This is a genomic window from Streptomyces sp. NPDC104309 (assembly GCF_055584025.1).
This window is the reverse complement of record NZ_JBVJMV010000005.1, coordinates 56550-70001: the sequence shown is the minus strand read 5'-3', so window position 1 is coordinate 70001 and position 13452 is coordinate 56550. Positions and strand designations below refer to the sequence as shown.

The 13452-nt window shown below is 69.1% G+C and carries 10 protein-coding genes; 6 read left to right on the top strand and 4 right to left on the bottom strand.

Going from position 1 to position 13452, the window contains the following annotated elements:
* Window positions 1-77: 77 nt before the first annotated feature.
* The 4 genes from ACZ68L_RS08870 to ACZ68L_RS08855 all read left to right on the top strand — a co-directional run bounded on the left by ACZ68L_RS08870 (window position 78) and on the right by ACZ68L_RS08855 (window position 4875).
* Complete coding sequence (locus ACZ68L_RS08870) at window positions 78-743, top strand: TetR/AcrR family transcriptional regulator (protein ID WP_469575873.1); 666 nt, start codon at window positions 78-80, stop codon at window positions 741-743.
* A gap of 53 nt (window positions 744-796) precedes the next feature.
* Window positions 797-1810, top strand: coding sequence for a PrsW family intramembrane metalloprotease (locus ACZ68L_RS08865; protein WP_469575408.1), 1014 nt, complete (start codon window positions 797-799; stop codon window positions 1808-1810).
* Window positions 1811-1896: 86 nt separating this feature from the next.
* Window positions 1897-2208, top strand: coding sequence for a heavy-metal-associated domain-containing protein (locus tag ACZ68L_RS08860; protein ID WP_469575406.1), 312 nt, complete (start codon window positions 1897-1899; stop codon window positions 2206-2208).
* A gap of 147 nt (window positions 2209-2355) precedes the next feature.
* Window positions 2356-4875, top strand: coding sequence for a heavy metal translocating P-type ATPase (locus ACZ68L_RS08855; protein ID WP_469575403.1), 2520 nt, complete (start codon window positions 2356-2358; stop codon window positions 4873-4875).
* 667 nt (window positions 4876-5542) lie between these two features.
* On the opposite strand, the gene ACZ68L_RS08850 is transcribed toward ACZ68L_RS08855, so the two are convergent.
* Both ACZ68L_RS08850 and recD2 read right to left on the bottom strand, forming a co-directional pair.
* Entirely contained in the window at window positions 5543-6832 is a 1290-nt protein-coding gene (locus ACZ68L_RS08850; RefSeq protein ID WP_469575402.1) for a citrate synthase, read from the bottom strand.
* Window positions 6833-6965: 133 nt separating this feature from the next.
* Window positions 6966-9245: an SF1B family DNA helicase RecD2 gene (gene recD2, locus ACZ68L_RS08845; protein ID WP_469575401.1), complete on the bottom strand. Its 2280-nt coding sequence runs from the start codon at window positions 9243-9245 to the stop codon at window positions 6966-6968.
* A 607-nt stretch (window positions 9246-9852) separates the two neighbouring features.
* On the opposite strand from recD2, the gene ACZ68L_RS08840 reads away from it, so the two are divergent.
* The gene (locus ACZ68L_RS08840) at window positions 9853-10377 is read left to right on the top strand and encodes a hypothetical protein (protein WP_469575399.1); all 525 of its coding nucleotides are present in this window, start codon (window positions 9853-9855) and stop codon (window positions 10375-10377) included.
* A 493-nt stretch (window positions 10378-10870) separates the two neighbouring features.
* Here the strand turns inward: ACZ68L_RS08840 and ACZ68L_RS08835 are convergent, their stop codons facing one another.
* On the bottom strand, window positions 10871-11785 hold the full coding sequence (locus ACZ68L_RS08835) for an RNA repair domain-containing protein (RefSeq protein ID WP_469575397.1): 915 nt from the start codon (window positions 11783-11785) through the stop codon (window positions 10871-10873).
* Window positions 11786-11907: 122 nt separating this feature from the next.
* The gene (locus ACZ68L_RS08830; protein WP_469575395.1) at window positions 11908-12420 is read right to left on the bottom strand and encodes a DinB family protein; all 513 of its coding nucleotides are present in this window, start codon (window positions 12418-12420) and stop codon (window positions 11908-11910) included.
* Between the two features lie 309 nt (window positions 12421-12729).
* Between ACZ68L_RS08830 and ACZ68L_RS08825 the strand changes: the two genes are divergently transcribed.
* Window positions 12730-13236 (top strand): DUF6584 family protein, encoded by a 507-nt coding sequence (locus ACZ68L_RS08825; RefSeq protein WP_469575394.1) that lies wholly within the window; start codon window positions 12730-12732, stop codon window positions 13234-13236.
* Window positions 13237-13452 lie beyond the last annotated feature (216 nt).

Sequence of the window (13452 nt, the reverse complement as noted above, 5' to 3'; positions counted from 1 at the left end):
CCAGAGGCGCCAGGACCACCGGAGTCGACACGGGCGGCGCCTCCACCGCACCCCCCGGAGCGACCGCGGAAGCAGCCATCGCAGAGGGCGCCGAAACGACCGCCGGCGCCCCCCGCCCCCGCCGCCGCCAGGCCCGCGGTGAAGCCCGTATCGCCCAGCTCCTCAAAGCGGCGGCCAGCGTCTTCTGCACCACCGGCTACACCGCCGCGAGCACCAACGCCATCGCTCGCGAAGCCGGTGTCTCGCCGGGCACGCTCTACCAGTTCTTCCCCAACAAGGAGGCCATCGCCGTCGAGCTCGGCGACCAACTCCTCCACCGCTGGCGGGAGACGTACGGCGCCGCGTTCCTTCCCGACCACCTGACGCTCCCGCTGGACCGGATGCTGGACGCCATCCTCGACCCGCTGATCACCTTCAACTGCGAGAACCCGGCGTTCAACGTCCTGATGCACGGCTCGGAGATGCCCGGAATGATCACCCAGGGGCACGACGCACTGCACATGACCATGCTCAACCGCGTCGAAACGATCCTCGGCGGCTACCTGCCGGACACTCCGCCCGCCCAGATCACCCGCATCGCCAACATGATCTTCATCCTCTTCAAGGGCGGGCTCGACCTGATCATGGCTCACGAGGGCGAGGAGCGGGACGCGTACGCCAGGGAGTTGAAGACCGCGCTGCTCCGCTACCTGGAGCCGCTGGTCGGTGACGCCCCGCTCCCGACTCCCCCGAATGCCCGATAACCCCACACCCCATAAGATTCGGACAAATTAGGAGATATGTATAGGGAGTACGCGTGAACTGGCACACCGATCCCGGCAACCCGTCACCTGCCACCCCTTCCGACCGGAAGCCAGGGCCCACTTCACCGCACCCCCAGGCCCCACCGGAGCCACCGCAGCCGCGCCCCGGACTCTGGAAACGGTGCCTGTGGGGCGGCATAGCCCTCTGGATCCTGACCGCGATCGTCACGTACGCCACCCAGAACACCACCCTGCTGCCGACCCTCATCCTGCTCGGCAGCTTCCTGGTCCCGGCCGCCTTCGTCCTGTGGGCGTACGAACGGCAGGGTCGCGACCTCGGGGTGAACCTCATCCTCGGGTGCTTCCTGACGGGCGGAATCCTGGGCGTGCTCGGCGCCTCCGTCATGGAGTACTACCTAGTCAATCCGTCGCTCTGGATGTTCCTGGGCGTCGGGCTGATCGAGGAGGCCGTGAAGCTCGCGGCGCTGATGTTCGTACTCCGCCGCCACACCCACATCCACGGCATGCGAGCCGGACTGGTGCTCGGCGCGACGGTCGGATTCGGGTTCGCCGCCTTCGAGAGCGCGGGCTACGCCTTCAACGCCGCCGTCACCATGAAGGGCATCGATCTGCGCGCCCTGCTGGAGACCGAGGTACTGCGCGGGGTGCTCGCACCGTTCGGGCACGGCCTCTGGACGGCGATCGCCGGTGGAGTCCTGCTCTCCTTCCGGAGACCGAACGGGCGCTTCCACTTCGCCGCCCCCGTGATCGCCACCTACCTCGGCGTCGCCGTGCTGCACTCGCTCTGGGACTCGATGCACGGCATCGCGATCTGGCTGGTCGCCCGGGTCACCGACACCGGCCTGAGCCGCGCGCTCTTCGCGCAGGGGTACATCCCGGCCCCCACCGAGGAGCAGCAGCATCTGTTCACGCTGTTCTCGGTGGGCGGTCTCGTCGTGATCACGCTCGTCGCACTGGCCTGGCTGCGATCACTGGCGCGGAGCGCGCGCAGCAGACAAGGGGGCGCTCGCAAGGGAGAGCGGGGCGCTCGCATTCATACCCCCTAGGGGTATAGTGTGATGAGCGTCGGGCACACCGGGCCTCCCGGACCCCGACACCACACCCTTTTGTACTCGTCGAAGAGGAGAACACCATGACCACCGAGACCCAGCTCCCCCAGGCCACCGGCTCCTGCTGCTCGCCCAGCGGTTCCTGCCACGACAGCGCGGACACCGGCGACCGGGCGGCGGACGGCGTGACCACCGTCTACCAGGTGTCCGGCATGACCTGTGGGCACTGCGAAGGCGCCGTCTCCGAGGAGATCTCCGGCATCGAGGGGGTCACCGCGGTGAAGGCCGTCGCCTCCACCGGCCAGGTGACCGTGACCTCCCGGGCCCCGCTGGCCGAGGACGCCGTGCGCGCCGCGGTCGACGAGGCCGGCTACGAGCTCGCCGGTCAGGCCTGAACGCCATCGGGACACGCCCGATACACCAGATACACCAGATACGCCGAATCGGCCGTATCACCCGTATCACCCCCCTTTATCGCCGGGCCGGACCGACCAGTAGATACTGGTGGGGTACGGCCCGGTCGGCGTTACAGGAGTTCGGACATGCACAGCGCCACAGATGCCGGGACCCCGACAGCGGGGAGTTCTCGGACCGAACTCGCGATCGGTGGGATGACCTGCGCCTCCTGCGCGGCCCGCGTCGAGAAGAAGCTCAATCGGATGGACGGCGTCACCGCCACCGTCAATTACGCGACCGAGAAGGCCCGCGTCTCCTTCGGTCCCGGGATCGCCCTCGCGGATCTGATCACCACGGTCGAGAAGACCGGATACACGGCGCAGCCCGTACACCGTCCCGACCCGGCGCCTCCCGCCCCGCCGCAGGCCACGCCCGCGTCGGCCGCCATGCCGGTGTCGGCCACTTCGGGCGGCGCGCCGGTCACACGCACGGACACCGTGGCGGACATGCCCGAGGACGGCAGCCCACGCAGCGGCAACACCCGAGCCGCCCGAACCGCCGAGAACCCGACCGCCACCGGCAGCGACGTCCAGGCCGACGTTGAGGCAGGCACCGGCGGCGGAGTCGGAGTCGAAACCGCAGTCGCCGCCGACCTCTCCGAGCCGAGCACCGACCCCGCCGAACGGAGCGCGGCCCTCGCCCTCGCCGCACTGCGGCAACGCCTGCTCGTGTCGGCCCTCCTCGCCCTCCCCGTCGTGGTGCTCGCGATGGTCCCGGCCCTCCAGTTCGACAACTGGCAGTGGCTCTCCCTCACCCTCGCCGCCCCCGTGGTCGTCTGGGGCGGGCTGCCCTTCCACCGCGCCACCTGGACCAATCTCCGGCACGGCGCGGCCACCATGGACACCCTGGTCTCGGTCGGAACCCTCGCCGCCTTCGGCTGGTCCCTGTGGGCGCTGTTCTTCGGTGACGCGGGCATGACCGGGATGCGGCACGGCTTCGACTTCACCGTCTCGCGCGCCGGAGCCTCCTCCACCATCTATCTGGAGGTCGCCGCCGGCGTCGTCACCTTCATCCTGCTGGGCCGCTATCTGGAGGCGAAGTCCAAGCGGAAGGCCGGTTCCGCGCTGCGCGCGCTGATGCACCTGGGCGCGAAGGACGTCACCGTCCTGCGGGGCGGTACGGAGGTACGCATCCCCGTCGCCCGGCTCGCCGTGGGCGACCGTTTCGTCGTCCGTCCCGGCGAGAAGATCGCCACCGACGGGACCGTCGTCGGGGGCGTCTCCGCCGTGGACGCGTCCATGCTCACCGGCGAGTCCGTGCCGGTCGACGTGGGCGTGGGCGACCCCGTCACCGGGGCCACCGTGAACACCTCGGGCCGGCTCGTCGTGGCGGCGACCCGGGTCGGCGCCGACACCCAGCTGGCACGGATGGCGAAGCTCGTCGAGGACGCCCAGAACGGCAAGGCCGAGGTGCAGCGCCTCGCCGACCGGATCTCCGCGGTCTTCGTCCCCGTGGTGCTGGTGCTCGCCCTGGCCACCCTGATCGCATGGCTGCTCATCACGGACGACGTGACCGCCGCCTTCACCGCCGCCGTGGCCGTACTGATCATCGCCTGCCCCTGCGCCCTCGGCCTCGCCACTCCCACCGCCCTCATGGTCGGCACGGGACGTGGCGCCCAGCTCGGGATCCTGATCAAGGGACCGGAGGTCCTGGAGGCCACGCATCGCATCGACACGATCGTCCTCGACAAGACCGGCACCGTCACCACCGGCCGGATGACCCTGCAGGACGTCCGGCCCGTGCCCGGCACCGATGAGAACCGGCTGCTGCGGCTGGCCGGAGCGCTGGAACACTCCTCCGAGCACCCCGTCGCCCGCGCCGTCGCCGCCGGCGCGGCCGAACGCACCGGCGGCCCCCTCCCCACCCCCGAGGACTTCGCCAACATCGCGGGGCTCGGCGTGCGCGGCACGGTCGACGGGCACCAAGTGCTGGTCGGCCGTCCGCAGCTGCTCGCCGACGCGGGCATCGATGTCCCCGACAGCCTGTCCGGCGCCGTGGCCGACGCGGCGGCCCGTGGCCGTACCGCGATCGCGGTCGCCTGGGACGGGCAGGCGCGCGGCGTCCTCGCCGTCGCCGACGCGGTCAAGGAGTCCAGCGCGTCGGCCGTCGCCGAACTGCGCGCGCTCGGACTCCGTCCCGTTCTGCTGACCGGCGACAACCGGGCCGTGGCGGACGCCGTGGCCCACGCCGTCGGGATCGACGAGGTCCACGCCGGGGTTCTGCCCGAGGAGAAGGTCCACGTCATCGAGCGGCTCCGGGCCCGGGGGCGCTCCGTCGCCATGGTCGGTGACGGGGTCAACGACGCGGCCGCCCTTGCCACCGCCGACCTCGGCCTGGCGATGGGGACCGGTACGGACGCCGCGATCCAGGCGAGCGATCTCACCCTCGTTCGTGGAGATCTCAAGGTGGCGGCAGACGCGATCCGGCTCTCCCGGCGCACCCTGGCCACCATCAGGGGCAACCTGTTCTGGGCATTCGGTTATAACGTTGCTGCCCTACCCCTTGCGGCATTTGGCCTGCTCAACCCTATGATTGCGGGAGCGGCGATGGCCTTCTCATCGGTCTTCGTCGTGACGAACAGCCTGCGGTTGCGCGCCTTCACGTAACTTCCACAAAGAGATTTAGATCACACCGGTTTCAGGGTAACCATCTGGCGGGTTCGCGAGTCTTAGAGTGCGATGCCAAGGATGTCTTGGGGGATGTCCGTCGAAGTGTCTTGGGGGATGCTTCGGGCAAGCGTTGGCCGGGGCACGTGCACCGGGGAGCTTTGAGCGGCCCTCCCGTGCGTACGTACCCCGGCGGACCGCACTGGAAGTACAAGTGAAGAGCGCAGTTCGCAGTGGGTGAGGAACGCCCAGGAGCTTCGGCTCCCACAGACGCCCGGCCGGATCCCGTGGGGGGAATCCGCTCCGGGATATGGGAAGCGCCTCGCTGTCGGCCCGTGGGGGGATCGATGGCGGGGCGCTTCTCGCTGTCCGCCCCGGCAGGACCGGGGACGCGGGGACGCGGGGAGGGGCGAGCGGGGAGCCTCAGGGAGCGGCAGCAGGCGCGCAGGTCCACGGGTGTACGGAGCCGGGGGCGTGCACAGGTCCGCCCGGCGCGTACGGGGCCGGGGAGGCGCGCAGGTCCGACCGGGGCGTGCGGGCCGACCGCGCAAACACGGCAGAGCCGGGCATGCAAATCGCCCCGGACACCGCGCTCTGTGCGAAGGCGCGGTACACGGGGCGAAGACAACCGGCCTCGGCGGCCGGGGCAGTGCGGGGTGGTACGAGGTCAGCGGCCCTCGACCGGGACGAAGTCGCGCAGGACCTCGCCGGTGTAGATCTGACGCGGGCGGCCGATACGGGAACCCGGCTCCTTGATCATCTCGTGCCACTGGGCGATCCAGCCGGGAAGCCGGCCGAGCGCGAAGAGCACGGTGAACATCTCGGTCGGGAAGCCCATGGCCCGGTAGATCAGACCCGTGTAGAAGTCCACGTTGGGGTAGAGGTTGCGCGAGACGAAGTACTCGTCGGAGAGCGCGTGCTCCTCCAGCTTCAGCGCGATGTCGAGCAGCTCGTCGGACTTGCCGAGCGCGGACAGCACGTCGTGGGCCGCGGCCTTGATGATCTTGGCGCGCGGGTCGAAGGACTTGTAGACGCGGTGTCCGAAGCCCATCAGCCGGACGCCGTCCTCCTTGTTCTTCACCTTGCGGATGAAGGAGTCGACGTCGCCGCCGTTGGCCTGGATGCCTTCGAGCATCTCCAGCACCGACTGGTTGGCGCCACCGTGCAGCGGACCCCACAGCGCCGAGATACCGGCGGAGATCGAGGCGAACATGTTCGCCTGCGAGGAGCCGACCAGACGCACGGTGGAGGTCGAACAGTTCTGCTCGTGGTCCGCGTGCAGGATGAGCAGCTTGTCGAGCGCGGAGACGACGACCGGGTCCAGGTCGTACTCCTGGGCGGGGACCGAGAAGGTCATGCGCAGGAAGTTCTCGACGTACCCGAGGTCGTTGCGCGGGTAGACGAAGGGGTGGCCGATCGACTTCTTGTACGCGTACGCGGCGATCGTCGGCAGCTTGGCCAGCAGCCGGATCGTCGAGAGGTGGCGCTGCTCCTCGTCGAACGGGTTGTGGCTGTCCTGGTAGAACGTGGACAGCGCGCTGACGACCGAGGACAGCATGGCCATCGGGTGGGCGTCGCGCGGGAAGCCGTCGAAGAACCGCTTGACGTCCTCGTGCAGCAGCGTGTGCTGGGTGATCTCGTTCTTGAAGGCCGACAGCTCGTCGACCTTGGGAAGCTCGCCGTTGATGAGGGTGTACGCGACCTCAAGGAACGTCGAGCGCTCGGCGAGCTGCTCGATGGGGTAACCGCGGTAGCGCAGGATGCCCTGCTCACCGTCGAGGTAGGTGATGGCGGATTTATAGGCTGCGGTGTTGCCATATCCGCTGTCCAGCGTCACAAGACCGGTATTGGACCGAAGCTTCCCGATGTCGAAGCCCTTGTCGCCGACGGTGCTGTCGATCACCGGGTAGGTGTACTCGCCGTCGCCGTACCGCAGTACTACAGAGTTGTCGCTCACGTCATCCCTCACCGACGTAGTGCCTCTTCTTTGAGGTTCCCTGACTGTCTCCACCCTCCCCCATTTGGCTCAGGAGAGTGCACTCGGGGTCGTCCATTGGACCTACTCGCGGCACTGAGTGCCGCGAGCTTACTCATCCTGCCCCCTCGAATCCGGTTCCGGAAGGCCTCCGTGATGTTTCCCACCGATTTGATCGATCATTTTTTTCCGGGGATCCTCCGCCCTGCCCCCCTGACAGCCGGTAATCCAGCGCCGTACAGCGCCTGCCTGCGGAAACCGTGCGGACCGCCTGGCCGATCGCCTGCCGTGAGCCGACCAGCACGACGAGCTTCTTGGCCCTGGTGACGGCGGTGTACAGCAGGTTCCGCTGAAGCATCATCCAGGCGCTCTTGGTGACGGGGATGACGACGGCCGGGTACTCGCTGCCCTGGGAGCGGTGGATCGTCATGGCGTACGCGTGGGCCAGCTCGTCCAGCTCGTCGAAGTCGTAGGAGATCTCCTCGTCCTCGTCCGTGAGGACCGTCAGCTTCTGTTCGTCCAGGTCAAGGGCGGTGACGACGCCGACCGTGCCGTTGAAGACGCCGTTCTCCCCCTTGTCGTAGTTGTTGCGGATCTGGGTGACCTTGTCGCCGACCCGGAAGACCCGGCCGCCGAACCGCTTCTCGGGCAGGTTCGGCCGCCCCGGAGTGATGGCCTGCTGGAGGAGTCCGTTGAGCGTGCCCGCGCCGGCCGGGCCGCGGTGCATCGGGGCGAGGACCTGTACGTCACGCCGCGCGTCCAGCCCGAACTTGGCCGGAATGCGGCGGGCGGCGACATCCACCGCGAGTACGCCCGCGTCCTCCGTCTCGTCCTCCACGAAGAGGAAGAAGTCCTTGAGGCCCTGAGTGAGAGGCGGTACGCCGGAGTTGATCCGGTGGGCGTTGGTGACGACCCCGGACTGCTGGGCCTGGCGGAAGATCGTGGTCAGCCGGACCGCCGGCACGGGGCCGCCCTCGGCCAGCAGATCGCGCAACACCTCCCCCGCGCCGACCGACGGCAGCTGGTCGACGTCCCCGACGAGCAGGAGGTGGGCACCGGGTGCCACCGCCTTCAGCAGTTTGTTCGCGAGCAGCAGATCCAGCATCGAGGCCTCGTCGACGACGACGAGGTCGGCGTCCAGCGGGCGGTCCCGGTCGTACGCCGCGTCACCCCCCGGCTTGAGCTCCAGCAGCCGGTGCACGGTCGAGGCCTCGGCGCCGGTCAGCTCGGAGAGCCGCTTGGCCGCCCGACCGGTGGGCGCGGCCAGCACCACCTTGGCCTTCTTGGCGCGGGCCAGCTCCACGATGGACCGGACGGTGAACGACTTCCCGCAGCCGGGCCCCCCGGTCAGGACGGCGACCTTGCGACTGAGCGCGAGCCGTACCGCGGCCTTCTGCTCGGGGGCCAGATTCGCCCCCGTACGCGTGGCGAGCCAGGCCAGCGCCTTGTCCCAGTCCACGTCCGCGAAGGCCGGCATCCGCTCCTCCGGCGTCCGCAGCAGCCGCTGCACCTGAGCGGCGAGGGCGACTTCGGCACGGTGGAACGGCACGAGGTAGATCGCCGTGACCAGTTCGCCGCCCTCGGGCGACGGCACCTTCTCCCGTACGACGCCCTCCGGGTCCTCGGCCAGTTCGGCGAGGCACTCGATGACCAGCCCCGTATCGACCTGGAGCAGCTTCACGCCGTCGGCGATCAGCCGCTCCTCGGGGAGGAAGCAGTGCCCCTGGTCGGTGGATTGCGACAGCGCGTACTGCAGACCGGCCTTGACCCGCTCCGGGCTGTCGTGCGGGATGCCGACGGCCTGGGCGATCTTGTCGGCGGTGAGGAAGCCGATGCCCCAGACGTCGGCGGCCAGCCGGTAGGGCTGGTTCTTCACCACGGAGATCGAGGCGTCCTCGTACTTCTTGTAGATACGGACGGCGATGGAGGTGGAGACACCGACACCCTGGAGGAAGACCATCACCTCCTTGATCGCCTTCTGCTCCTCCCAGGCGGCGGCGATCATCTTCGTCCGCTTCGGCCCGAGCCCGGGGACCTCCACCAGCCGCTTCGGCTCCTGCTCGATGATGTCGAGGGTGTCGACGCCGAAGTGCGTGGTGATCCGGTCCGCCATGACCGGGCCGATGCCCTTGATCAGGCCGGAGCCGAGATAGCGGCGGATGCCCTGGATGGTGGCGGGGAGAATCGTCGTGTAGTTCTCGACGACGAACTGCTTGCCGTACTGCGAGTGCGAACCCCAGCGCCCTTCCATGCGCAGCGATTCACCGGGTTGCGCACCGAGCAGCGAACCGACCACGGTCAGCAGATCGTTGGCACCACGCCCCGTGTCGACGCGCGCGACCGTGTACCCGTTCTCCTCGTTGGCGTACGTGATGCGCTCAAGGACACCAGTCACTTCGCAAACACCTTCGCGGCCGCCCCGCTTGGCGTCAGCTCCTCTACTGGGCACAGCCCCACCTGCTCATCCGGTATCCGCAGTCCCTGGGAGGCTATCGCCCGCCACCGACAGAGCGGACTCGATCATGTTCCGCGAGGCTTCGCTCCGTGAATAGGTCCGCCCAGCCAAGAGCTCACCCACGGCCGCACAGCCGTCACCCAGGAAATCGTCCTCATGTCACCTCAGGACATGAGGACGTCTCGAATCACACCCCGCGACGTGCTGTCCATGGGCTGGTACCTGATCGACCCGGACCGGATGGCCCACCTCCCTGCGACGCCATCGGCTGCACCTTCGTACACGCTGACGTCAGGAATCTCACGAACAGCCCGGCCGGCGCCACACACCGGACATCCACCTCGCGCGGCCTGTTCAGGAAGCGCAAGATCTACTTCTCATGCCCATACCATCTCGGCACGGTCAACGCCGCGCTCATCTTCGGGCACAGCGGCGACCCTTCCTGAATCGTTCGAGCTCGGGGCGAGTGGTTTCGGGCAGACGTGGAGTGAGTAACGGCTTGGACTCGTGACCCCCTGGCCCGTCCGGGCACCGGCATGCTCGGGCCATGGGGAGACGCGACGGGGTGCGCAGCAGAACGGCCGGGGGATGCCTGTTCAACGGTTGTCTGGCTGTGCTCGTGCTGCTTCTTGTGTGCTTCATCGGACTGTGGGTCTGGGCGGCCACGGCGGATGACCGCGCCGAGGGAAAGGCCCGCGCTGGTGTGCGGAGTGCTGCTGAGACTCGGCAGGAGAGGCTCGTCGAGGCAGCGGCCGACGGTGTGCTGGACGACAGCGAGATCGCTCGGATTTTCCCACGGGGAAAGCCGGCTCAGGGCCTGGTCAGCATCGAGCGGCAGGGCCCTGATCTCGTGGTGACGGCAGAACTGCTGGGCATCGGGCCGGGAGTATTCCTCACCAGCGAGACATCTGTGACGGGGTGCTTCGCCTTCGAGGTCGCACTGGACGGCAAGCCAAAGCCTGCGGTCACCGTCAGGGAACTGGCCATGGAGAACCAACCGCAGTCCGCGTGTACAGCGGCAGGAGTGCCGTCTCCCAGCGTCTCCCCAAGAGAGGATCTCACCCCCTCGTGACGCAGGTCACGTTGGTTTGGTGATGTGGTATCCGCTCCAGCACACCTTCGAGGACGGCCATGTTGGACATGGTCCGACGCTATCGGTTCCCACCGACAACGCATCCCCGGCCTCGGAGGCCGCCCGTTTCCTGTGGTGACGGCGCCTGAGCGGCGCTGCCCGGACCGCCGGGAAAACATCCGGGCCAGGGCCTGTTGCGACCAGGGTCCAGGATCGGAATGATCAGCAACTCCGGTGCGAGGAGGACGCCTTGGCATCCGCCGATGGTCCGAGCGTGCACAGTGTTGTCCATGTCGAGGCAGCCGTGCCACGGGTCTGGTAACTGGTGGCGGACATCCGCCTGCCGGCCCGGTTCAGCCCGGAGTTGCGGTGCGTCGCGGCCGTCCCGTAATCCCTGGCGGGCGCACGACGACAGCTACGGCGCCTCGCCGCGTTGTCGGAACGCCTTGGGAAGCTGCTGTCCGGCGGCGCTCTGCCCCAGCCGGCCATGGCCTCATCTGTCGGTGATCCCGGAGAGCCACGCCGTGTCCTCCGGGCCCGGCGCTCCGAGGCCGGGCGCGGGCAGCCGCCGGACCTCGCCCGTTCCCAGGGCGACCGTGGCCCGTGGCCGCATCGGCTCGTCGCCCCTGCGTGAGAGCAGGACGAGTTCCCAGACTGTCGCCGCCATGGTGTCGAGCCGGGTGACACAGTCGGCGGTGACTCGCCGCGGATCCCGGGTCCGGCCCAGGGACAGATGTGGGGTGAAGTTCTCGGCGGGCCCGCTGCAGCGCGGGAACCGCTGCTGCAGCAGGCGGTGCAGGTCGGCCCACGGCGCCTGGCCGGCTGCCGTCGGGTCGAGCCACACGGTGGAGTACGCCCTGTGCCGGAAGGTGCGCACCCCGTCCAGCCGGGCGGTGAAGACCGGCGTCTCGGCCGTCGCCGCGGCAAGCAGCGGGGCGGCCCGCTCGAAGTCGGACTCCGGCACGAAGCCGAAGAGCACATTGACGTGCGGCGGCCATCGGTGGATCTGCGGATCGTAATCCCGGCGGATGTCCTGGATCGGCGGCCACAGCTCCGCAGGCGGGATCCAGGCCACCGCAGTGCGGGCCGTCGGGGGCACGTCGAGGATGCCGACAGGATCGCCCATGCCGGAGCTCGTATCGAAGCTCGGGTCCGTCTGCGGGTCCCGCACCCGGCCGGCGCCCGACGCATCGATGCGGTCCACGCCCGTGGCCCGGTCCCAGACCACTTCGCCGTCCGCCTCGATGAACACCACCCGGTGCCACGGGATGTCGCCCCCGGGCACGAATGAAGGCAGCGGGATGCGTTTGCAGGCATCCCCGCGCTGGCTGATCCCCAGCACGAACCGGGCCGGGTCGAACCACGGATCCCAGCGGACCCGGTGATAGATCTCGTCGCTGGTTCGCATCACGCCTCCTCGCCCACTCACGCCGCGACCGGCCGGACCGCCGCTTCAGTACGGCTTCACATAGTCCACCTTCACCACGTCCGGCACGTCGGGCAGCTTCTCCCGGCCGGTCAGGCCGGCATTCAGACCCCCGTCCGGCCGTCGATGCGCTCGCGGACGAGGTCGGCGTGCCCGCAGTGGCGGGCGTACTCACCGATCATGTGCGTGTAGATCCAGCGCAGGGTGACCTGCCCGCCCATGAACGGGCTGGTGTCGTCGAGCGACCGGGCGGCGCAGTTCGCCCTGGCCCGCTCCACCTCGGCCCGCCAGATCGACAGCGCCTCTTCGTAGCCGACCCCCTCGACGAGGTCGAACCCGCCGTCGTGCCCCGACGGTTCGGCGTCGGGGGTGAAGATCGGCGGCGCGTCCTCCTGAACCAGGACCCGGCGGAACCAGTTCCGCTCGACCTCCGCCATGTGCTGGACAAGGCCGAGCAGGCTGATCGGCGAGGGCTCCACGGATGCCTCACGCAACCGCTCGTCGTCGAGGCCGTCGCACTTCTGGGCAAGGGTGGTGCGGTAGAAGTCCAGCCAGCTCGCCAGGGAAGTCCGCTCATCGGCGTCCAGGGGTGGCATGACGCGGTCGGGAGTGCTCATGGGCGACAGCCTGGCACGAGGGACTGACAGCGGCAGTGATCACCGGGGCTGCCGCCGCGCTGTCACGGACGTGCGCCAGGAACGTCTCTGGGCAGCGCGACGCGATGCGTCGCGAGTCGATGCGGGAAGTCCTGCCGCCCTGGCATCGCACCGACCACCTCCCTCTGCGCTTGTGCGCCCTCGTCGTCGGACCGTCCACGGTCACGTCGAGCGCATTCCCGACCCTCGACCGAAGCCGCAACCGACCGCTCCCCGGGACACCTTGAAATTCGCTTACACACGCCGGCGGGTAAATCCGATGATGTACGCATGGCACTGAAGGAGACACTGGAGCGCGTCGACGCGGATCTCGCGGCGGGACGCGTACCCATGGCGCGCCAACGGCTGCGCGGACTGGTCTCGTCCTACCCGCACTACCCGGCTCCGCGCCGACGCCTGGCCGACATCTACCGGATGTACGGCGACCCGGCCGAGGCCGGCCGTTGGACGTACCTCGAAGAGGACAGGCTCCCGGACGAGGTCGCCGCTTTCGAGAAGAGGTACGGCGACCCGGTGCGCCGGATGCGCGCCCTGGCCTGGCAAGGCCCGGAATCGGCGGCCGACTCCCCCTTCGTCGAGGAGCAGTTGGCAACCGTTCGGACCGCAGCCTCCAAGGCCCTCGGCCACCCGGTCACGTGGGACACCCTCGCCAAGGTGCGGGGCGACGCGCCGGAGGCCGGGTCGTTGCGGCGGTCCCTGGCTGCCGTGGGCTGCGCGCTCCTGGCGATCGTGTTCGTCGGGATCTGGGTGAACGGGTTCCTCGACCTCTTCCGCTGACCGGCCGCCGCAAGCATGGCATCGTCGCCGCCGTCGGGCAGGACGGGTTCTCCGCCTGAGGCGTTCATGGCGCGCAGCCGCCTCGTTACGGTCACGGGAACAGTGCACGCCGGGCGGTGTGGTCGGTTCGCGACGGGTCCGGCCGGGCTCCGGGGCGGTGCGCCGGACCATGTGCCGGGCGCAGTGGACGCACAGGGTGGGATGGGGTCGGAACAG